General features: G+C 31.7%; 23 protein-coding genes. 18 read left to right on the forward strand and 5 right to left on the reverse strand.

Annotation, left to right across the window (positions count from 1 at the left end; translation table 11 throughout):
* Positions 1-19: 19 nt before the first annotated feature.
* A complete protein-coding gene (locus HC728_RS09825; protein WP_190395367.1) occupies positions 20-892 on the reverse strand; it encodes a hypothetical protein in 873 nt (290 codons plus the stop codon).
* Positions 892-1608, reverse strand: a complete 717-nt coding sequence (locus tag HC728_RS09830) for an ABC transporter ATP-binding protein (protein WP_190395368.1) — start codon at positions 1606-1608, stop codon at positions 892-894. The genes HC728_RS09825 and HC728_RS09830 overlap by 1 nt, the downstream gene beginning before the upstream one ends.
* Before the next feature lie 634 nt (positions 1609-2242).
* Here HC728_RS09830 and HC728_RS09835 point away from each other — a divergent pair.
* Complete coding sequence (locus HC728_RS09835) at positions 2243-3034, forward strand: RecX family transcriptional regulator (protein WP_190395369.1); 792 nt, start codon at positions 2243-2245, stop codon at positions 3032-3034.
* A gap of 106 nt (positions 3035-3140) precedes the next feature.
* Here the strand turns inward: HC728_RS09835 and HC728_RS09840 are convergent, their stop codons facing one another.
* Both HC728_RS09840 and HC728_RS09845 read right to left on the reverse strand, forming a co-directional pair.
* Positions 3141-3431 (reverse strand): hypothetical protein, encoded by a 291-nt coding sequence (locus tag HC728_RS09840; RefSeq protein ID WP_190395370.1) that lies wholly within the window; start codon positions 3429-3431, stop codon positions 3141-3143.
* Positions 3432-3700: 269 nt separating this feature from the next.
* Positions 3701-3880, reverse strand: coding sequence for a hypothetical protein (locus HC728_RS09845; RefSeq protein WP_190395371.1), 180 nt, complete (start codon positions 3878-3880; stop codon positions 3701-3703).
* A 147-nt stretch (positions 3881-4027) separates the two neighbouring features.
* Here HC728_RS09845 and HC728_RS09850 point away from each other — a divergent pair, with 147 nt between their 5' ends.
* The 17 genes from HC728_RS09850 (at position 4028) to HC728_RS09930 (ending at position 20314) form a co-directional block, all read left to right on the forward strand.
* Positions 4028-4558 carry a hypothetical protein gene (locus HC728_RS09850; protein WP_190395372.1) on the forward strand — a complete coding sequence of 177 codons (531 nt, stop codon included), beginning with the start codon at positions 4028-4030 and terminating at the stop codon, positions 4556-4558.
* A gap of 3 nt (positions 4559-4561) precedes the next feature.
* Positions 4562-4774, forward strand: coding sequence for an EscF/YscF/HrpA family type III secretion system needle major subunit (locus HC728_RS09855; RefSeq protein WP_155660138.1), 213 nt, complete (start codon positions 4562-4564; stop codon positions 4772-4774).
* 1 nt (position 4775) lies between these two features.
* On the forward strand, positions 4776-4997 hold the full coding sequence (locus tag HC728_RS09860; RefSeq protein WP_190395373.1) for a hypothetical protein: 222 nt from the start codon (positions 4776-4778) through the stop codon (positions 4995-4997).
* A 1-nt stretch (position 4998) separates the two neighbouring features.
* Entirely contained in the window at positions 4999-5994 is a 996-nt protein-coding gene (locus HC728_RS09865) for an OmpA family protein (RefSeq protein WP_190395374.1), read from the forward strand.
* A complete protein-coding gene (locus tag HC728_RS09870; protein ID WP_190395375.1) occupies positions 5994-8630 on the forward strand; it encodes an Ig-like domain-containing protein in 2637 nt (878 codons plus the stop codon). Before HC728_RS09865 ends, HC728_RS09870 begins: the two co-directional genes overlap by 1 nt.
* Before the next feature lie 6 nt (positions 8631-8636).
* On the forward strand, positions 8637-9590 hold the full coding sequence (locus HC728_RS09875; protein WP_190395376.1) for a hypothetical protein: 954 nt from the start codon (positions 8637-8639) through the stop codon (positions 9588-9590).
* 54 nt (positions 9591-9644) lie between these two features.
* Complete coding sequence (locus HC728_RS09880) at positions 9645-10190, forward strand: hypothetical protein (protein ID WP_190395377.1); 546 nt, start codon at positions 9645-9647, stop codon at positions 10188-10190.
* Positions 10187-11539, forward strand: a complete 1353-nt coding sequence (locus HC728_RS09885) for a hypothetical protein (protein ID WP_190395378.1) — start codon at positions 10187-10189, stop codon at positions 11537-11539. Before HC728_RS09880 ends, HC728_RS09885 begins: the two co-directional genes overlap by 4 nt.
* The gene (locus tag HC728_RS09890) at positions 11496-12014 is read left to right on the forward strand and encodes a hypothetical protein (protein ID WP_190395379.1); all 519 of its coding nucleotides are present in this window, start codon (positions 11496-11498) and stop codon (positions 12012-12014) included. Before HC728_RS09885 ends, HC728_RS09890 begins: the two co-directional genes overlap by 44 nt.
* Positions 12011-12547, forward strand: coding sequence for a hypothetical protein (locus HC728_RS09895; RefSeq protein WP_190395380.1), 537 nt, complete (start codon positions 12011-12013; stop codon positions 12545-12547). Before HC728_RS09890 ends, HC728_RS09895 begins: the two co-directional genes overlap by 4 nt.
* Positions 12544-14451, forward strand: a complete 1908-nt coding sequence (locus HC728_RS09900) for an FHIPEP family type III secretion protein (RefSeq protein WP_190395381.1) — start codon at positions 12544-12546, stop codon at positions 14449-14451. The genes HC728_RS09895 and HC728_RS09900 overlap by 4 nt, the downstream gene beginning before the upstream one ends.
* An 8-nt stretch (positions 14452-14459) precedes the next feature.
* The gene (gene sctE, locus HC728_RS09905; RefSeq protein ID WP_190395382.1) at positions 14460-14960 is read left to right on the forward strand and encodes a type III secretion system translocon subunit SctE; all 501 of its coding nucleotides are present in this window, start codon (positions 14460-14462) and stop codon (positions 14958-14960) included.
* Positions 14961-14962: 2 nt separating this feature from the next.
* Positions 14963-15853, forward strand: coding sequence for a hypothetical protein (locus HC728_RS09910; protein WP_155660149.1), 891 nt, complete (start codon positions 14963-14965; stop codon positions 15851-15853).
* Between the two features lie 33 nt (positions 15854-15886).
* Entirely contained in the window at positions 15887-16531 is a 645-nt protein-coding gene (locus tag HC728_RS09915) for a flagellar biosynthetic protein FliP (RefSeq protein WP_190395383.1), read from the forward strand.
* A gap of 196 nt (positions 16532-16727) precedes the next feature.
* The gene (locus HC728_RS09920) at positions 16728-17384 is read left to right on the forward strand and encodes a flagellar biosynthetic protein FliR (RefSeq protein ID WP_190395384.1); all 657 of its coding nucleotides are present in this window, start codon (positions 16728-16730) and stop codon (positions 17382-17384) included.
* Positions 17384-18313 (forward strand): EscU/YscU/HrcU family type III secretion system export apparatus switch protein, encoded by a 930-nt coding sequence (locus HC728_RS09925; RefSeq protein ID WP_190395385.1) that lies wholly within the window; start codon positions 17384-17386, stop codon positions 18311-18313. The genes HC728_RS09920 and HC728_RS09925 overlap by 1 nt, the downstream gene beginning before the upstream one ends.
* A gap of 144 nt (positions 18314-18457) precedes the next feature.
* Positions 18458-20314 carry a methyl-accepting chemotaxis protein gene (locus HC728_RS09930; RefSeq protein WP_190395386.1) on the forward strand — a complete coding sequence of 619 codons (1857 nt, stop codon included), beginning with the start codon at positions 18458-18460 and terminating at the stop codon, positions 20312-20314.
* Positions 20315-20362: 48 nt separating this feature from the next.
* Here the strand turns inward: HC728_RS09930 and HC728_RS09935 are convergent, their stop codons facing one another.
* Positions 20363-21280 carry a helix-turn-helix transcriptional regulator gene (locus tag HC728_RS09935; RefSeq protein ID WP_190395387.1) on the reverse strand — a complete coding sequence of 306 codons (918 nt, stop codon included), beginning with the start codon at positions 21278-21280 and terminating at the stop codon, positions 20363-20365.
* Positions 21281-21372 lie beyond the last annotated feature (92 nt).

The raw sequence follows: 21372 nt of genomic DNA on the forward strand, positions 1-21372 counted from the left end.
TGATCTCCTTTTTTTGTTTTTATTTTTTAAATAACCAACTTGGATTTAATGATTGCCACGAGATTTCTGTTGTTCGGTATAAAGAAATACTAACAAATAGAGCGAGAGTCCCAAGCAAAGCGTATAGACTTAAAAAACCTATGCCAGCATGTTCAAAACTGGCTAATGGGTTGTGTGATAATAAAACGGTCGTTGGTATTTGGTATATATGAGAAAGAAACTGAGAAATTCCATCCCAACCTAGCACCCAATTGGACAAAATCTTTAATGCATATCCTCCCAAGAACAATACAATTAATGGTGAATTAGATACTTGAGATACAGCCAGTATTAACCCTGCTATTGGTAACATAACAATGCTGACTAATAGCATTCGAGTTAAAAATTGAAACCAGCTAGTTATCACGTAAAGAAGCGATGAATGTTCATGTAATAGAATGAGAACGGAATCACTGGATAAACTAATAAACCATAAACATAAATTGGCAATAAGCACTAAAATAGAGAAAATTAGTGGAATAACAATAAGCCCAAAAGTAAGTTTAACTGCATGTGTGTGTTGGCTTGTAACTGGCATACTGCGCCAAAAAGCAGAACTTCCTTCGTTACGTTCTTTGCGTAAGGTTTTAGATAAATATGTTGTGCTTAAAGCAAGAGATAGGATCCCCGCCATAAAACTTAACATGAGTTGCACATCATTTGAGAATTCGGTAGAAAAAGGCGTAAAATCGCCCTGAGTTTGAACAGAAATAAACAGATTATCTTGCAAGTTGGTATTCATCATTAAACTTAAAAAAAGTAGCACACCACATAGCAGAATAAACAGTGGTACACGGGTTACTGTTTTATGTTCAATCAACTCTTTTTGTAGCATATAGTAAGAAGGGCGCATTACACTGGCTCCTTTTGTAACGTGATAAATAGATCAGCGAGTGTTCCCTGAGGGATATTCTGCATTGTGTCGAATTTGACACAATTTCCTTGTTTTAGAATCAGAACATCAGTGAGTAGCTTTTCAATTTCACTGACCTCATGACTTGCAATGATTAAGCATCGTTCTCCTTGATTAAACCATTCCATCAAGTTGCTATAAAAGCTATCTCGATATAACAAATCTAAGCCGAGAGTGGGTTCATCCAGAATGAGCACTTTTACATTGGTGGCGATAACAAGAGCTAAATGAACTTGGACTTTCATTCCTTTAGATAAACCACTAATTTTACTGTTCAATTTAATGTTGGTTTTTTCTAATACAGATAATGCTTTATTAATATCAAAACAAGGATGAACGCCTGATGTGTATGTTAATATCTGTTTTATTGTCATCCATTCAGGCAATACATTTACATCTGAGATATACGCTAAATGCTTCATTAGCTCTGCGTGGTTTTCGATTGGATCTAAACCATTAATTTCAATGTTGCCGTTATAACGGTGTGCACCTAAAAGCGCACTGATAAGTGTCGATTTTCCTGCGCCATTGTGTCCAAGTAGGCCTAATACTTGACCAGAAGATAAGGTGAAGCTGATATTATCAAGGGCTTGTTGAGCTTGATTCGAGTCAGGGTAGTATTTTGATACATCATTCACTGTAATAATAAGGTTCATTCTATGCCTTAGCTGATTGAATTGATTATAGTTATTGAGTAGCAATACCATGATAAGTTCCATAAATAAAGAAATGCGCCGAAATTAGCAATTTATCAATAAGAAAGAATAGATATTTAGCATTCTTTTTAAGAATATACTTGGTAATGCTCAAGTGTTTTTTAGTTGCATATGGCAAAATATGCCCCTAACATAAGTAATAAAGAGAGTAAGTAGATCATGTAATGGTCTTTTAATTTTATGATAAGTAAAAATTGCAAAACAAAACGGTTTGAAGAGAGGCTGCAAAAAACCTATCAACGATTTGGCTACGTATCACTAGATTCAATAGTAAAGAGCTATTATCAATGCCGTACAGAATATTCAGATTTTATTCCATACAAACAACGAGATTTTATCCCAGTTAGTCATCAGAGAACCCAGCTATCGCCGCAACGATTAAACCAAGTATTGTCCTCACTGGAAAAAGCAAACACTGCGAAAAAGTTGCATTTTGCTTAATTGTTATCCATTTTTTTGGGGGGAATAGAGGTAGAGTTTATAATGAATGCATATAGTTTTGTATTTTCGACTATAGTAGTCAAAGGCCAGTTGCTTTAATCTAAATGGGTATTTTATTGTCTTTGAGGTTTTTATGTTTTATCAATGCCTTGTTAAGCAAGCAAAAATGATTGGGGACGTTTATAGTTATGCCTTTTATAAGCTTGAGGTAAAAGATCGCACAATTGATGAATTGAGAAAAAAACTAGAAGCAAAAACGGATAATCAAGAATGGATTGAGACGGTTTTGTCTGATTTTATTGGTCGAGGTTACCTTAAATCAGATAAGGATTTTGCTATTAATTTTGCTGAGATGGCATTCAATTCAGCGAAAGGCAGCCAATTTATTTTATTTAAATTAAAAGAAAAAGGGATTCACGAGTCATGTGTAAATGAGGCGATTGATTATGTGATTAATCGTGATGAAATTTGCGAGTTTACTATATTGAACAATCGTTTAAGTAATATGACATTAGATTCGTATTCAAGCGATAAGCTATATTCAACTTTAATGAAATACGGTTTTAAATCCTCTGACGTACGAGAAGTCATTAAGTCTCACCCTATTGCATCAACGCTTCCTTCTAAAATGCAAATCAAAGCAGATAAAGCTGATATCGTTAAAGAAATAGAAAAGTTGGCTCGTAAGCTAAAAGGAAAAACCGCAATTAAACGAGAGCTTAAACAAAAGTTGATTGATATTTCAAATTTTGATGAAGAAATTGAAAAATTAGAAAAGGATGGTTCTATAGATTTCTATGAAAACTGCCAACTACGATTAGATAAAAAACGTTTTGATTTGAGCAATTCAAAAGAGAAGAGTAAAGCTTATTCTTATTTGTATTCTTATGGATTCAGTTCTGATGAGATAAAAGAAACCTTATAAGAATGAAAAAGCCCACACCTAAGTGTGGGCTTAGTTTTTAGGGCCAACTTGGGCTCGTTGAGTAGTCACTAAAAATAAATACTTAATGCCCTAAAACCATTTTAACTTATTGAATTAATAAATCATTTATGTGTCTTCCTGCTACAACATAATTAGCTTGATCTAACAAGCTTAGAATATAGTTTTCACGCTTTGTTTCTATATGTTTTAATATTGCCGCTTCTTGATAGTTTTTACCAAAATGTTTACTTTCTTCTAAAATCTGAGAACGCTCTTTATGGTCTAACTCATATACTTCACAAGAAAGTAGTTTAAGCGCTTCACTTTTAATAAAACCTTTATCTTGAAGTAGCTTAATAATTTTTTTATCTAAAAATGTAAGTTTACTTGATTTCATATCTAACCTTTCAATAGTAAACATATTCCATATGATTAATCGATAGTTCCAATAACTTGTCTATAAATATAGTGCAGTAATGCTAGAAATAAATGGGCAGAATAAAAAAAACAAAAGCATTGATGCTTCCTATCTTTAGGGGCGTTAGTATTGATATAGTTATTGCTATTAATGAACTGGAGAAATAGAGAAGGCAGGTGTAGGGTGCGAAACCATTATTTTTCATGGCGAAATGAAAGTGAAGCACATTAACCTATAGAAAGTAAATACTAATTTTTAGTGCTTTCTATGATTTTTCGTTGCTTAAAAGGAGTAAAGGTAGAAGGTGTTTTTTTTACGTATGCAAACTGCCCATCAACCAAAGTATCTAATGATACATAACTAAATTTAAGGTAGGTTTTTTTCAACCTTTTATAAAATTGGCTTCCTAAATATTCATTATTTGGCATAAAATTCCTCCAATATCATAATATTACATTAAATGAGCTTTAAGCTATTAGCAAATATTTTTTAGTTATAAATAAGTTGCCAATTGATTTAAAGAAAGGCATTCAAGAGAATGATTATTCATTTTTATATTGTGGAAGAGTTAAATTATGAATGTTAATCCAGCAGCAAGTTCAGTATCAGCAGAAGCAACAGAAGTCCCCCTAGATACACTAATGTTGACAGTCATGTCTGAAAGAGCAGACCAATGTGAAGAAACCGTTCGAATTATTGCAAATGAAATTGATGCTCAAAACCAGCAGCTAGATGTGTATAACGAAACAAAAGAAGCGGTAATGGGAGCTGAACAGGAAGAGTACTTTACGTTAAGTGAAGAAGAGTTTAACGCATTACAGACAGCTGTCGGTGAAGAAAATAGTGATACATATACAGCATATCCAAATAGCGATGGAACTTATAACGTTAAAATTAATGGAAAAAAAGAAGACTTTGATGAAAACAAAAGTGTGATCAATACCGCATTAGACAATGAAATATCATCATTGAACTCACTATCTCAAATGAAGATGATTGATCTGCAATCAGCAATGGATAAATACAATAACGCATACTCAAGTGCTTCGAATTTTGCTTCTAAATATAACAGTTCATTATCTAATGTAGTGTCTAATATGAGGTAGATTATGATTAATAATGCAATTAGTTCATTAAATACGCAAATAGATAATGTAGAAGCTCAGTTAAGAACAAAGCTAAATACAGCAGATGTTTCAGATACTGGCGACATGCTAGAAGTTCAAGCTCTTAGTGAAAAATGGGCGCTAATGGTTAATTTAGAGAGCACAGTAACTAAAAAAGCCTCGGACACATTAAGTAAAATAATAGATAGGGTGTGATATGGAATTAGGTGTTACATCTATTGTTAGTAAGTTAAGTGAAAATACATTTTCTAGTAATTTAGTTGACATTAATAAAACGGTAGACATTGAAAAAATAAGCACAACCGATGTGTTAGATTTTCAAAAAATGATCACGAATTCAACATTAGAGAAGTCATTGCAAGCATCGGCACTAATCAAATGTGCAAGCTCGATTGAACAACTTATGAAAGGTCAATAAAGTGAAGTTAAATTTTATCTCATATAGCATTAGCTTTTTTTTACTTACTTCTACAGCATTAATGGCAAAAGAAGTGAAAGGTGATGAAACGGTAATAAAGAATGAAAAAAGCCCGTTTCATTTTACAGCAGCAGTTGGATTCAATAATTATCAAAACTTATGTTCTTTAAGTGTATCTGAAGATTGTGATAATAAGTCACCATCAGGCCGAATAGGTATGGGTTATGATATTTTGGATAAAATGGCACTAACTATGGATTATCGCTATTTAGGTAAAGGTAGCTATGGCGATGAAAGTGTTAGCACAGATGCATGGACAGTTGGAACACAAGTTAAACTGCCTTTAAGTGAGCATTTAAAACTTACAGGCTCATTTGGGGTTGGGGTATTTAATCAAGACTTTAATGAAAATAGTGACAGCTATATGAGCAGTTACTTAGGTACAGGTTTATCGTATAAAATCAATAATGACTGGTACATGAACTTAGATTATACCTATTATAACGGAAACGACACAAACATGAATGGCGATGTATCTATTCGTCCAGACATAAATGAATTTACTATAGGTTTTACTTATTATTTTAATAAATCATACAAGATTCATAATGTAGAGACTGTAGTAACAAAAGAAAAAGTAATTACGAAACAAAATAATGTTTATGTAGTGCCATCTGATGATCAGTTTATTGTTGGTTCATATAAATTATCAAATCCAAGTCGATTTAATTTTGTTTATGATTATTTATCTAAAAACCCTCGTAGCAAAGCTGTGATTTCAGGTTATACCGACTCAACAGGCTCAGGTACTTTTAATCAGAAGTTATCAAAACAAAGAGCAGAAGAAGTAGCGTCGTATATTTCAAAAAGAGGGATAAGCAAAGACCGTTTAATTAGTAAAGGACTTGGTGAAAGCAAGCCTGTAGCATCTAATTCAACGAAAGAAGGCCGAGCAAAAAATCGTCGTGTAGAAGTATTATTTAAGGATGATATCTAATGCGTGATTTTATAAAAAGTTATGCTCTATTTTTTTTTATAGCTATCTTTTTTATTAGCGGCTGTGACAGTAATAGAGCACCTTTATTCGGAAATACCAAAGGGTACACATTTATTAGTCCTGAATTTTCAAATATTCCAGTAGGGGATAGTTTAGTTCTATCTCTTATTAAATATGAAAACGGAGAAGAAATAGATGTTACAAAAGATGCAGATTGGAGTGTATCAAGTGGTGACTCCTTCATTGCCTTAAATAACAATGAAGTGACAGGTATTGAACAAGGACTCGCAAGAGTGACGGCTTCTTATCTAGGTGAGAAGTATGTTGCTATTGTAAATGTTACTGGTGCAATAACCTCTATATGGATAGAAGTAGAGTATCCTGCAGTACCAGTTAATGTAGAGCAAAACTTAAAAGTAATGGGAGCGATAGAGAACAACGTTGCTGTTGATATTACAGCATTAAGTGATATTAGCTCAAATATGGGAACGGTTATCGGCGAGCAAGGTGAATATAAGCCAGCTCAAGCAGGTACAGAGACAATTACGGCGAATTATAAGAACATTAATGACCAAACTGACATTTATGTAATTGATGCTTATCCCGTTAATATTGTTACGAAGCCTCAGGAGCTCAATGTACCTTTAAGTTATCAGTTCTCATTAACTGCTGCTGGCCTGTTTTCTAATGGATTAGAGTACGACTTGACCGATTCTGCTTCATGGCGAAGCACTTCTGGAAGTGTAGAGCATTTGTATGGGCCACACTTTCTGGCAAAGACCATTGGTGATGCAGAGCTAATTGCAGAGTTTGGTCCTGTTAACTCATCATCAACAGCGCATGTGAAAGGACTAGATGAAATTGATGTTAGTATCGAAACCACGCCCAACCAAAAAAGCATGTGGGTGGGTAGAGAGCTTAAGCTAAATACCATTGCAAAGTTTGATAAACAAAGCGTAGATGTAACCAAGTTTACGCGTTATCTATCGAATGATTTAGAAGTATTAAGCCCAGTTCAATCAAATGAATTTGTAGCTATCGCAGAAGGCAGCACAGAGGTCCAAGCTAACTATCAAGAGTGGTCAAACTTAATACCTGTAGAGGTATTATCGGGGCAGCCAGAAGACGACTTAACAGTTACTCCTGATGTTACCAGCATAAATAAAGGCGGCACAGGTTCGTTGCAGGCAAAGGTAACGTTTAATAGTAATCTTGTTGATGTTACTGATGAAGTCAAATGGAGTTCAAAAGATAATAGCACTGTGATGGTTTCAAGCTTGGGGGTTATTTATGGCGTTAATTTAACTAGCTCCCCTACACCAGTATCTGCAAATTATGCGAATTTGACTGAGAGTAGCTCTCAAGTCACTGTTTTAGATGGTGAACCAGATTATGACTATTTTATATCGCATAACGGAGGACCACTTGAGCCATCAACACCTTATAGTATTACTAAAGATGATGGCTATCAGTTGAGGCTGGTTAGGATAGACAAGAATAATCCAGATTCACAAAATATCATGATCACAAATACATGGAGCTCTAATAATTCAGAAATAACGGTAAGTGATAACGGTCTAGTTACGGGAAGTACATCAGGTGCACAAGGAATCATAAGCACTTCATATGACGATGTAGATCAAAATAAAATTGAAGAATCCGTAACCGTTCAAGTAAGTGATGCGATTGGTGCATTGACTATTGAAAGACAATCAGGAGATAGCACCAATGAACCTATTGATTATTATGTAAATTCTACTGATGATTCATATGTATATGTACTTAAAAATGATGACGTTGAAGTTTTAGACGGTGTGACCTGGAAAGTAAGTAGTGGCGCTGCAAGCATAACTCAAAATGCTAGCAGCGCGACAGTTACTCCTGATAGTTATGGAGTAATAACATTAACAGCTAGCTATAAAGGTCAAGATACTGATTTAGATATTACTTCAAGAGAGCTTACGGAGTTAAATATATATATAGATGATGTTAAAATTAATGATAACGATGACATTGATTTATATGCAGCAAAAGAAATCAAAGTAAAACTAGAAGCTACATATACAACTGACAATTCTATCTTCACTAACGAGTATAAAAATATTGAACCATTATTTAATAGTGACTCCGATATTGAATATATAAATAGTAAGAAACAGTATAGTACTATTATATTGCCAACATCATCAGATAACCCTCCTTGGGATCGAGATAGTTATAATGAATTTTTAAATTATAGCTTTGGTGGAATAACTCAAGGTTTTAACGCCAAATTAGCGAACGGTTATTATTATGATTCTGGTGTTGTTTATATTGCTTACAAAGACACTGAATTTAAAAAAGTTTCAAAAAGTAGTTATGAATTGATGTCTCCTGATGTGTCCTGTGCTACTAATGAATATACAAATAATAATGATATTCTAGTTGACTTAAATACTTATTTAGCAGGTTTAAATATCCGTTTTAATGAGAATATGTGGCCTAACGATCCTTTAGGATATGGTTGGATTATGAATGGTATTATAGATAATGGTACAGTTCTTAATAATGACGCTCATTTAGTAGATATTTTAGGCACTAGTAATACAACAACAACCGATGCTAATAGTCACTATAGTATTTGTAAAAAAGGTTAAGTTAAAATGACTAATATAAATTTAACATCAGCGAATAGAAACTCTCGATTCGTAAATAATGGTGATGTAGCCCCTAGAGGGGTGAACAACACAAGATTAGAAAGGCAATCTAGAGGAGGAATACATGATGGTATCCATAGTGTAAAACATTCTCCTGAGGGGCTTCAAAGATGTAATAAAAATAAAATCGAGAAGAACCAGAATGATATAAAAAATTTAGAGGCTAAAAAAGCGGATAAACAAGAAATCGCTAATTTAAAGAATGAGCAAGGAAAAAAAATTAGTGATTTAGTTAATCAGGTTGAAAAACAAAGTAATAGAATTAGCAAGCAGATTGGTGATTTTAATCAAAGTATTACTCAACTACAGACAAAAAATACTGAACTGAACAGTGCAATAAATCAGCAAGGTAATAAATTAGAAAGTTTAGATACTTTACTCAATAAGCAAAAAGATAAGCTTAATATTAATGAAAGTAAGTTAGATGGATTAACTAAAAAACAAGATGCACAGCAGGATGCTATTAATAGCCTAAGTGAAAAGATAGATAATACTTTAAAAAATGATAAGTTAAAAAATCTTATGGGAGGTTCAGCTCTAGTTTTAGGTGCGAGTGCCTTAGTCGTAGCATTAACCACTAAAGACGGAGAAGATGGAGCACAGGGTCCAGAAGGTCCAGAAGGTCCAGAAGGTCCAGAAGGTCCAGAAGGTCCAGAAGGTCCAGAAGGTCCAGAAGGTCCAGATGAAAGTGCGATACTTGACGATATGCATGATAGTTTGAATGACATGACATCAGAAATTTCTCAGGGTGGGTTAACACCAGATGAAATTGATGAAATGCAAGCAGAGCTTGATGATATGCAAACAGAGCTAGATGCATTACCAGATAGTCCGGAAAAAGCGGAAGTACAAGAAGATATTGATAAACTTAATAGTGTATTAGAAGATTTAGAGTCATAATATTAATATGGGGCATAATTAATGCCCCTAAATTTAAACAATATGTAGGATAAGATGAGTTATTATAAAAAAATCATTTTGATTCTACTTTGTTCAATTTGTATAGCATGTGGAAGTGAAACAGAACAAAGTATTATTTTAAATAAAGGAATAACATTTGATGAAGTGAATGAAACTATTTTTCTGCTCGATAATATAAATGTAAAATATGAATTAGAAGATAATGACAGTGTATACACAATTCGAGTTAGTAAGGTAGATTTAGCTCGAAGTAATTACGTTTTTAGCAAATATAAAGAAGAGAAAAAAAAGATACATAAACATGAGAGTGAAAAGTACACAGAATTATCTAATCTTTTGTCTACAATAAATGGAGTCTATATAACTAAAGTTGTTGAATTAGAAGGCGATATATTAGTTAATGTGATAACCACACCATTAGTAGAAAAAGTCAAATTAGAAAAAGAAGTAAAAAAACTACTTGGCGATAAAACAAAAAAAAGATTTAGAGTTATATTATCGGAATACAACCCCGTTAAAAGTATTATTAAATACAATTATGAGTATATATTGAGTAACAAAAAGAAGGATGAGAAATGAAAGTATTAATATTATTACTGCTTATCTTTAGTGCATCTTCTTTTGCTAAACAAGAAAATGAAAAAATAGATTATTCAGGTATCCAAGTATTATTAACTCAATATGGTAAAGATAGAGGTCGAGATGTAAAATTAGACCGTTGTTTAATTGAGAAAGAAATCGATGAACAAGTGATACTTTTTGATGAAGATTTTCTACAGCAGCTTTTTTATAACGAAGGGATAACAAGCGTAGTAACACAATCAGAAATTAAATTTTCATGTAAAGAAAAGTTGATTCAGAAGCGATTTAAAAATCTACCTAATCTAGACTTTTTAGAAGGAAAAGTAACACCAATTTTAAATTCGAGATCATTGTTAAGCCGTGATATAGATGTAACCATGCCAAAAGATGCGTGGGATATGTTTAATAAGAACAGTGCAAAAGATAAAAAAGAACTAATTGAAAGTAATACGATAAGTAAAAGTTCTGAATTACATCATTTTCAATTTGTTAATCGAACTCCTTCAGATGCTTATGTAGATACATTAGTTAATTTTATTTTAGATTCTGGTGGAGAATCAGCATTCTATGATAAAAAAGAAAGAACATTATTTTATTCATTAGGGAGCTTAAATAAAAACATTAATTCAAAGTTATTAGCCATGGATAAAGAGGAAAAACTTTATAAATTGATGCTAACTAAACTTGTTGTAAATGCTGATTCAATTGCAAAGTTTATTTATAATACGAACACAAATTTAGAAAGTAAAATGCTCAAAGATATATGTGCAGAACAATGTGAGAAAGAACAGGTAATCAGTTATCTAGAAAACTTAAGCCCACATAAAGATATAAACAAAATATTTGCTTTAAGAAAGCAAGGGTTAGATGTCTCGATAGCAGAAACTAAAGCTGAATTAATTGAATCACACATATTAAATATTGCGCAAGGTAATGAAAATAATATAAACCGAACCATAGATAGCAGCAATGTAGATGATGACGAGGCAGTTTATCAATCAGATATTTATACAATAGAAAGTGGTTTTTCATTAGATATGGAAATAAATTACTTTAATAAAAATAGATCAAAAGTGAGCTATTCACTACAAGATGGTGAGCAGAATATCGAGCAACTCAATGATGGTGTCATTGCTGTAAATAGAATAAAGAATACAGGAGATGCAATAGTTAAACATCAAGAAGAAAAGAAGTTGTTTTCTATCATCTCCAATAAAGAGACCGAACAAGAGAAGATATTTCCAATCTTAGGTTATATACCTTGGGTTGGAGGGTTATTTAACTCATATGAGATGATAAATAATGAACAATATATTTACTATTATGTTAACATTTCTCCTATTTAATATTTCATTTATCGCTAAAGCCGAATCAGATTTCATTTTTAATAAAGAAAGTGGGTTGCTGATTATAAGTGATGGTAATGCGGTAGATACCTTAGATTCAATTGATTTTTTTCAAGAAGTTAAAGATGTTGTTTTCTTAAATGACTATATAAAAACAATACTTTACAATCATGGTATCGTTGAATTTATTTCTAACACAAGAATAAATTCAGAAAATATATGTATTATAACAAATAAGGAAGTTGTTGATTTTATTGATGATAAATCAAATATAAATTTTAAATTTAATTGTTATGATTTTTTAAATCCAGATACTAAGTATAAAATATTAAATGAAAAAATCATCCTGCTAGAAAAAAATAAACATGTTGAAGAAAGCTTAAAGAAAAACAAGATTAAATATGAGTTGGGTTATATAAAAGGAAAGATTAAAATTAAATATAAAAATGGAAAGACAAGGGTTTTAACATATTGAAAGTTAATAATAGAGTTAACAATGTTCAAAGAAACATTGAAGCACGACAAGATATAGAAAATAAAAATAAAAAAAATCAAGCTCATGTTAAAAAAATATCAAGCAATAATAAGGGGGAAAGTGAAAAAAAGAAAAATTATGAGCATAAAGACAATGAAGGATTAATTTCACTTTTAAAAAAAGAGAAAGAAATAACAAGCATTCGTAATTTATTTTCTAACTCTAATCATAAAACAGGTATTAACAATACTTTAAATGATGGAAATCAGATAGTTGATAGACATAAGTCAGCGTCTTTAAATAGAATTACGAGAGAGTTAGATAAAGTGGATCTACCTCATAATGTTACCTCACTTATTCATAAGCTATTAGAGGCAAGTGATCTCGCGATAATGAAAACAATAATAAGTAAGGATTACACAAAGTTGAAATTGAGTGAAAAAAATGATGTCGCTAAATTTATAATTAGGACAGATGCAAATGTAATAAATAAAAAGAAAGAACTAGTTAAATACTTATTGGTGACTATGTGATAAAACAGGTATTAATTGTTGGGTTTATTTGTATGATAATAATGTTATTTATTATACCAATAAATTCAACCGTATTAGATGTATTAATCGGAATAAACATATTTTTTGCTATTTTATTGTTATTAAAGGCCTTAACAACATCATCATTGGTTGAGTTTTCGTCTTTCCCTGCCTTACTGTTGATATCAACCTTATTTAGGCTGGCTATAACCGTAAGTAGTACTCGATTGATATTGAGTGAAGCGAATGCTGGTAATATTATTGAAACGTTTGGAGAGTTTGTAACACGAGGCAATATGGTCATTGGGGGAGTTGTCTTCTCTATTGTAACGATTGTTAATTTTGTTGTAATAACTAAAGGTAGTGAACGTATTGGTGAGGTGTCTTCTCGTTTTTTTCTAGATGCATTGCCTGGTAAACAGATCTCAATAGACAGCGATTTAAAGTCGGGATTAATCTCTGAAGCTGAAGCAAAAAATAAACGTTCACTATTAGATAAAGAAGCGCAAATTTTTGGTTCTTTAGATGGAACAATGAAATTCGTAAAAGGCGATGCTGTTGCTGGCTTGATTATTATTTTTGTTAATATATTTGGAGGCTTGGCTGTTGGTAATTTATACCATGATATGGCACTCTCCGAAGCGGTAAGCACATTTACATTATTAACCATTGGAGATGGTTTAGTGGGTCAGATCCCTGCTCTTATTATCTCTATTGGTGCTGCAATTATTGTATCAAGAGTAATGGATGAGACGACAGAATCTTTGGAAGAACAAATATCATTACAATTATTTGGTAATTTAAACATTCTTATAATGTCAGCTGTGTGTTGTGTCGTTTTAGCTTGTATTCCTGGAATGCCATCAGTAATTTTCTTAATTCTTGCTGTTATTCCTTTAATCGTTGGCTGGTTTTTTAGAAATACACCTAAAGTGACAGGATACTCTGATCTAGATTTATTAAAGTCTGATATCGTAATAAAGTTACCCACTAAATATTATAGTCAGGCTGAAAAAAAACAAATAGCGAAAGATATCGAAACAGCTGTTTATGAAAAATTTGGAATTATTATAACTCAGCCTGTTATTGCTCACACTCAACATAATGAATTTGAACTTATGTTTCAAGGCTACAATGTAGAGTGCCCATTTAGTGCAATGCATTTTTACAATTATTCAAGTGATAATAATGAAGGGGATGATAATACAGTAGCTAATGTATTAGGGCAAAATATAAATATTAGCTCTGATACAAGCAAAACTAAAAGTATGCAAGTTATATTAGATTGGTATAAAGATAAAATTTTTAAAAACATTAAGAATAACTTTGGCATTCAAGAAACAAAGTTTTTACTTGACTTTGTTTCGATTAGTAATTTTGATTTAGTTAATAGTTTACAACAGCAAATAGCAATTCAAAAAATAACATCGGTTCTAAAAAGGCTATTAAATGAAGATATAGCACTACTTAATATTAAAGAAATATTTACAGCATTGCATTCATGGTCCTCTAAAGAAGAAGATGAGTTATTACTAGCTGAGTTAGTAAGAATTGAAATTAAAGAGCGCCTTTGTAAAAAAATTGCTATCAATAATACAATTAAAGCCGTGCAATTATGTAGTGATACATCGAAAGCAATTGATAATGCGATTAAGCATTCAGCTACTGGTGCTTATTTAGAATTGGATCCTTCTTTTGATTATTGGTTAACTAATGAAGTTAATAATTTATCTGAAAAAATTGGAAGTTTTGTAATACTGGCTGATACTGATATAAGGAGGTTTGTATGGAGCACAATTAATAAAGACAGAGAAAGTTATAAACAAATACCAGTAATATCTTTCCATGAACTGGTAAAAGAGATAAAAGTAGAAAATATGGGAACAATTAAATTAAAAGATTAAGGTAAGTTATGGTTACTATAGATACAAATAATCTATCCATTGAACAGCTCGTTTCTCAGTTAGCTGTGAATAATGTAGAGCAGTCATATAAATCGTCAGAAGTTTCTAAAGCTCAAATTGATAGCTATAATAAACAAGTGATTGAGTCTAATAATAAGGTACTTCAAGAACAGATGGAGAAAAATGATATTAGAAGAGGCCCTTTTGCTAGAATATTTGGATGGGTTGCAGGCATTGCTGCTGTGGTTGCCGCTCCTTTTTCTGGTGGTGCTTCATTAGGTTTGACCGCTGCGGTTGCTACGTCAAAAGCGACTCAAGAGATCAGATGTTCTAAAAAAGATAAATCTATTGAGATTGAGCAGGCTAATATTAAATTGAATAATAACTTAATGCAAAAGCAGATAGAAACGGTATCAAACACTATTGGTCAGTCTGATTCGATGTATGGACATACCTCTTCAATTGTTGAAGGTATTGAGCAAAATTTATCTCAAATTATTAAAGGTTAATTATGGAAAATTCAATTACAATTTCATCAAGTAATCAAAGTGTTGGCGAATTAACATCTAGCATTAGTAAGCTGATGATTCAAGCTGATGAAAAAAGAAACTCATCTTCTGAAAAAGAAGTTGAAGCTATGTATAAACAACTTGATGCACAAAAAGAAGCAGCGCATAAACGCATGTCTCAAGCTATATGGTCTTCTGTTGGTGGTTTAGTTATTGGTGGTGCGATGAGTAGCATGACTGGTGGGCTATTAACTAAAGGTGTTAAAAAAATCACAGACAGCTCTGTTATGACAAAAGTCAAAGATTCGTTCATTTCAAATAATAAACATAATGGATTCAAAGAGCAGTTCTCTATCTCTGGAGATAAAATTTCTTTTGAAGGCATGAAGTCTAAACCATATGATATGAAAGATACTCATATCACAAAAGGTCAAGAAAGGATTTATCATAATATGGATAAGGAAAGTAAGCTAGAATGGAGTAAGCTTGCTGATAATGAGAAAATTCAAGTACTGAAAAAGATAGAAGAAGGTCAAAGTAAAAACGCTATCGAAAAAAATGGCTTTTTGAATGAGATTAAACACTCAGAAGACCTAACGACTATGCAAAAGTCCATTATTGACAGCAATCTAAACAAGGCTGAATCATTAAAAGGCGTTGCAGAAGCTGGAGCTTTCATGGCTGTTTCTCAAAGTTCAACTCAGGTTATTTCTGGTTGTTTTGAACCTTCAATTAATCAATCTGAACGAGAAGCGACTGTTGAGCAACATCATAAAGATAAAGCAACAGACATTAAGCAATCATTCTCGGATACCAAATCAAGCTATATGTCAGCAATGAAATCAATTAATGACTCATATAATGAATCATTAAAAACAATTGTTCGTTCATAGTATAAAAGCATAATACAAAGTAAGGAGGAAATATTGTTTTCAGTAGATGCACAATATGGCGGATTAATTTTTAGTGTTATTTTACTAATGTTTTTTTCGTTTTTGTTTGTTATAGGAACACCTTTTTTATTGGTAAGCATTTGCTTTTCAATATTAAGAACAGCAATAGGTGCGCCGCAAACACCTCCGAACTTTGTTTTATATGGGTTGAGTGCTGCGTTAACAGTGCTAATAATTCAAGATCCAGTATCTGAATCCATAGCTAATTTAAATAGTAGCTCTCAAATTTTATACTCAACCGAAAATATATTAAGTAAATATGAAGTAATTGACCGTTCTTTTACTCCGTATAAGGAGTTTATTAAAAATAGAACAAATGAGTCGAAAATTATGAATAAGTTTAAATCAGAAGAGTGTATTAATGATGAGAAGAAGTGCAAAATTCATGAAATATTACCATCTTATACGATAAGTGAGTTAACAATTGCATTTCAACTGGCATATAAAATATTTATACCATTTATTATTATCGATTTTTTAGTTTCTGTCATTCTTTTGGCATTAGGCATGATGATGATGCCACCATCGTCTTTTTCTTTACCAATTAAATTATTTTTCTTCTTTTATGCAGACGGTTGGAATTGGGTTTCAAAAATTTTGATTGAAGGATACTTATGAAGGAAGTACTCTATGAAATATTAATGCATTTAACTTATTATGTTTTATTAATAGCAATAGGTTCAGTATTAATATCTCTAATATTATCTATATTTCAAGTACAAGATCAATCATTGGCACTGTTATACAAGATCATTGTCACTGTCTTTTATATAAATAAGAATTATGTTGCTGTCATTCAAGGTTTAATGAGCTTATGGCATATGACTTAATCTTAGAGAGTATTATTTTTTATATATTGGTGTTCTTAGCAGCTATATTTTTTGTTCCCTTTTTTGATAATAGCAAAGCATTTCTTTATAAAATATCAATAGCGGCTGTTCTAGGCGTCTCATGCTTTATTTCATTTGGAACCTCTGGTGAAGCCGTTTCTCTAAACTTAGAGACACGTATCATTATTATTGGATATTCTCTTTTTCTTGGTTATCTATTTGTTTTACCAGTACATATTCTACTGGGTATTGGTGACCTTTTGGATACAATGAGAGGGGAAGGTTATGTAGACTCTATATCTTCGTTAAGTGATGAAGGTGAATCAACGCTCGCTAAGCTTTTTTTTATGTATTACCTCGCACATATTATGTTTAAAGATGCATTTTTTATACATATAGAATCTATTGTAAATATTTTAATTGAGTTAAAAGTTGACCCTATTGAGTACCTATTTGAGGATTTTTTATCGATATATCATTTATATATGAAAGAAGCATTATACTTTATTATTCCTTTAATTCTTGTTGATGTATCGATTGCCTTTATATCCAAGCTTAACAGTAATATAAATATGTTGACTTTTTCTATGCCAATTAAAAGTATTTTAGTTTTATACCTTCTTGTATCAAAAGGAATGTAATGGAAAAAACAGAAGACGCAACACCGAGAAAGAAGAAAAAATCACGTTCAGAAGGGCAGAAAATTAGCGTTAACTTTGGATTGCAAAATATTGTAGCGGCTTGTTTGATTTGTTTTTTATGTTACGTGTTTTTTTTATTTATTGATAGCTTTAAAATAGAGTTCTTAAGTATCACTAATCCTGATTTTTATGATAACTTAATGTTTATTATAAAGTTTATTCTAGTGTTGTTATTTTTAGGATTATTTATCAATATTGTGACTGACGCCTTATTAAATCGAGGGGTGGTGTTAAACTTTAAGATATTTAGAATGCCTAACCCTATAGAAAATATGAAGTACCTTTCATTAAAAAAAATGTTTCCGTGGATGAATGTTTTTTTTATAACTATTTTTTTTAGTATATATGTTATATGTATATCGACTTTTTTAGTTAAAGGAAATAGTAAGGAATACCTATTTTTTATTATTTTAGGATTTATCATAATATCTTTGATCTCATTATTTTTTGATTATTTCATTCAAAGAGCAATTTTTGAAAAAAATAATAGAATGTCAAAGCATGATATTAAGAAAGAACATGAAGACCAAGAAGGGAAGGCGATAGTGAAAAGCCATATTCAAGGGGTACAAAATTCCTTATTAAGTTATGATGAGATTCAAGAGTTAAAAGAAGCCGATGCTATTATTTTGAATCCTATACATATTGTGGTAGCGATAAAATATGATATTGAAAAATCACCTGTACCTTATATTTCATTCATAGCAAAAGAGCTTAAAGCTGAATATGCACGAAAAATTATTTTTGATAACCGTTATTTATATCATATAAACATTAAGTTTGCTCAAGGAGTTAAAAGGTTAAAAGCAGGAGAGAATCTTCCAAGCAAGTACTACAGTGACTTTGTTGAGTATTATCACAATAAATGATACTTAGGCACTTTTTAAATATTAATTATTATTATGCTGTGTCTTTTTAAGGTCCCCCCCGTTACTTTTACTTTTACTTTTACTTTTACATTCTTTACCTATAGTTAATTACAGGTGAACTACTAACTTAATTCGGTTTTTATTATGATAAAGAAAATATATAAAATTTATATCATTGCTTTTTTAGTTTTGTTAGCAATATCAACAGCTTCTATTTTTTACAGTATGAGTAATGTTCAAAAAAATGAAACTATTAAGGCAGATAAAGTTGTTGTGTCAAGCGTATCATCTTTATTTGAGGAATCTCTAAAGAAAGATATCGTAGCATTAAAAAAGCTATCTAGTTTATTTTTTATTGATAAGTTGGCTGTATCAGAAGATGATTTTTTAGAAAGGTTTAACTTAATAATTAGTCAAGAAGAATCAACTAAAGATATTTATTTTTCTGACATGCAGGGCTATGTGTTTAGTGCACAAGAAGGCGGATATATCAACACCGGCTATAATGCAAGAAAGTTAAATAAAGAGTGGTTTACACGTATTGTTGATGATAAAAAAGACTTTAATATATCGACACCAACAACCAATTTATCTGGAGATTTTATCATTTCTCTTTCCGTACCAGTACGAGATAATGGTGAAATAGTAGGCGTATTAGCAAGTGATATTATGCTTTCCGCATTGCTGCCTGATTTAGGCGTTGAGTTTGCAATAACAGATAATGACAATAAAGTGTTATTAACTGATGAGATTAATCAGTCGTGGGTTTCTAAAGACTTATTTGAACTAAGACCTTGGTTTGCAGATGCAAATGAAACGCCATTAAAATATCAAAATGCCAATAATGAGTATTATAGTGTTACTCAAAATACGATTTTTAACGGATATAAGCTTTTTTCATTTATTCCTTTGACTGAGATCATTAAAGCAAATAATTTAATTATTATTCTTATTGTTGGTTTGTTGTCATTTATCGGATTTACCATGTTTTTCCTCATCAAGTTCTTGATTGATAAAGAACTAAAGGTGATGCCAGAGGTGGTTTCAATCATTGATAAAATGTCAGGTGGCGACTTTAGTGAGTTTTCTTTAACGAAATCAAATAATGAATTTGATAATATATCTGATTCACTATCTCACCTGCAGTCTACTATATCTAAGATTACAAAATCTGCCGAAACTAGTATGAATGAGCTAGATAGTAATCAAAAAGATATCGAAATAATGATAAAAAATGTTTCTGATAAGGTAGAGATTGAACTGACAGAAGTGGAGCAGATAGCAGCAGCAGCAACCGAATTATCAGCGACAGCTTTAGATGTTGCTAAAAATGCAGATAGTGCTGAATCGTTAACAACGGTTATGGTTGATGTAGTTAATCAGGGGTCAAACACTTTAAATCGTTCGCAAGATATTTCTAATCAAGTCAATACATCAATTAATGAATCTGTTATTATCGTCAATGAGTTAAGGGATTTCTCAAATGATATTAGTTCGATAGTTGATGTGATTAATTCAATATCAGAACAGACTAATTTACTTGCTCTAAATGCCGCCATTGAAGCAGCAAGAGCCGGAGAGCAAGGGAGAGGATTTGCAGTTGTTGCGGATGAAGTTCGTGAGTTAGCAAAGAAAACGCAAGACTCAACAGTTGATATTAAAAATATTATTTGTAAACTTCAAGCTCAATCAAAAAAAGCGGATGATTACATGTTAAGTAATTCTCACTTAATAAATGAATCTCAGGCCGTTGCAAATGAAATAGAAGCTGTTTTTGTTAAGATATCTGATAAAATTGGCAATCTCTCTGAAATAAACTCATTAGTGGCAACAGCATCAGATCAGCAATCTTCAGTTATTAGCGATATCTCTCAACGCATTGTATCTATTAATGAGATGGTGCAACACAATGTTAATGATGTAAAATTAACACTAGAGTCGAACAGTGATATATCTCAGCAAACTAATAAGCTAAGCAAAGAATTATCCTTTTTTAAGTAGCTTTAAATAAAGACGGCTACCTTTGTCTGGTGGCTGCTCTGCTCTTACTTAAGACAGTAGAGCGTCAATATAATCATCAACATGGTGAACGAAGTCAGCAATAGCCCTGGCGGCTAAAAAATTTTCAGCATTAAACCTTATTTGTACATAGCGGTATTGTTTACCTAAATACTTCACTCCACCAGTTGGTATTTCACTACCTTTAAAAACCACTTCACAGTTAGTATTTGCTTCAAAAAAATCGAAAACTTCTTGATATTGTACCGTCATATAGATTTCTTTTATATTAGGGTATCGATGCAGTTTTCTTATTGTGATTAACATATTTAGCATTCTTGGTTCAGTTAAAGAGCTATAATTCGATACTATGTTTAATACCACATTTCTTTTTTGAACTTCGGATAAATCTAAAAAATGCAGCGTGTCTATATTGCTAGGCTCTAATTGACTCTTTGCGTTATTTATATCCATATAACCAAATAGATAATGTCCAACTAGTGCTTTTTGCTTATTTTTGTATACATAAGCACTTAGTGGGGAGTTGTTGAAGGTGTCCTCATTAAAGTTAATCCCCAAATAATCATTATGAAAGTTCACTAAATTATTACATAGCTCTTTCTCTGCTTTCAGCGATGTATATTTCGTTAACTTAAAATCAGCATCACTAGGTAAATAAGGGTTAAGCGTTCTGTCTTTAAATTTCACGATTGATGTTGTTTTTGCTTTTGTAACATCAATGTTAGGATCAACAAGTTGCGTTATATCGGTATCCAACAATCGAGCGATAATTAATTGTTTTTCTAGTTTAGGAGATGTCGCTCCTCTTTCCCAGCGACTTAATGTTGTTAAGTCGAGTTTAGAAAAGCTTTCATGCCCATCAACGAGTATGTCAAGTAAAGCCTGTTGAGTCAGCTTTTTTTGTGAACGAACGTTTTTTAAGTATTCAGAAAAAGTTAAAACCATCATTCTTCCTTAAATGTATGGGCCAGTTAGTTTTGTTTTAGAATCAAGCTACAGTTATTTTATAGTCATAATTAATCCCCTCGTCAATATAGGCT

The organism is Aliivibrio sp. S10_S31 (assembly GCF_014694495.1).
GTDB lineage: Bacteria > Pseudomonadota > Gammaproteobacteria > Enterobacterales > Vibrionaceae > Aliivibrio > Aliivibrio fischeri.

Excerpts from the sequence above, each read along its gene's own strand:
- HC728_RS09910 (WP_155660149.1), top strand. The coding sequence starts at position 14,963 with ATGGAAAATTCAATTACAATTTCATCAAGTAATCAAAGTGTTGGCGAA.
- HC728_RS09825 (WP_190395367.1), bottom strand. The coding sequence starts at position 892 with ATGCGCCCTTCTTACTATATGCTACAAAAAGAGTTGATTGAACATAAA.
- HC728_RS09835 (WP_190395369.1), top strand. The coding sequence starts at position 2,243 with ATGTTTTATCAATGCCTTGTTAAGCAAGCAAAAATGATTGGGGACGTT.
- HC728_RS09925 (WP_190395385.1), top strand. The coding sequence starts at position 17,384 with ATGGAAAAAACAGAAGACGCAACACCGAGAAAGAAGAAAAAATCACGT.
- HC728_RS09845 (WP_190395371.1), bottom strand. The coding sequence starts at position 3,880 with ATGCCAAATAATGAATATTTAGGAAGCCAATTTTATAAAAGGTTGAAA.
- HC728_RS09850 (WP_190395372.1), top strand. The coding sequence starts at position 4,028 with ATGAATGTTAATCCAGCAGCAAGTTCAGTATCAGCAGAAGCAACAGAA.
- HC728_RS09885 (WP_190395378.1), top strand. The coding sequence starts at position 10,187 with ATGAAAGTATTAATATTATTACTGCTTATCTTTAGTGCATCTTCTTTT.
- HC728_RS09920 (WP_190395384.1), top strand. The coding sequence starts at position 16,728 with ATGGCATATGACTTAATCTTAGAGAGTATTATTTTTTATATATTGGTG.
- HC728_RS09840 (WP_190395370.1), bottom strand. The coding sequence starts at position 3,431 with ATGAAATCAAGTAAACTTACATTTTTAGATAAAAAAATTATTAAGCTA.
- HC728_RS09935 (WP_190395387.1), bottom strand. The coding sequence starts at position 21,280 with ATGATGGTTTTAACTTTTTCTGAATACTTAAAAAACGTTCGTTCACAA.
- HC728_RS09855 (WP_155660138.1), top strand. The coding sequence starts at position 4,562 with ATGATTAATAATGCAATTAGTTCATTAAATACGCAAATAGATAATGTA.
- HC728_RS09870 (WP_190395375.1), top strand. The coding sequence starts at position 5,994 with ATGCGTGATTTTATAAAAAGTTATGCTCTATTTTTTTTTATAGCTATC.
- HC728_RS09880 (WP_190395377.1), top strand. The coding sequence starts at position 9,645 with ATGAGTTATTATAAAAAAATCATTTTGATTCTACTTTGTTCAATTTGT.
- sctE (WP_190395382.1), top strand. The coding sequence starts at position 14,460 with ATGGTTACTATAGATACAAATAATCTATCCATTGAACAGCTCGTTTCT.
- HC728_RS09875 (WP_190395376.1), top strand. The coding sequence starts at position 8,637 with ATGACTAATATAAATTTAACATCAGCGAATAGAAACTCTCGATTCGTA.
- HC728_RS09860 (WP_190395373.1), top strand. The coding sequence starts at position 4,776 with ATGGAATTAGGTGTTACATCTATTGTTAGTAAGTTAAGTGAAAATACA.
- HC728_RS09930 (WP_190395386.1), top strand. The coding sequence starts at position 18,458 with ATGATAAAGAAAATATATAAAATTTATATCATTGCTTTTTTAGTTTTG.
- HC728_RS09890 (WP_190395379.1), top strand. The coding sequence starts at position 11,496 with ATGAACAATATATTTACTATTATGTTAACATTTCTCCTATTTAATATT.
- HC728_RS09830 (WP_190395368.1), bottom strand. The coding sequence starts at position 1,608 with ATGAACCTTATTATTACAGTGAATGATGTATCAAAATACTACCCTGAC.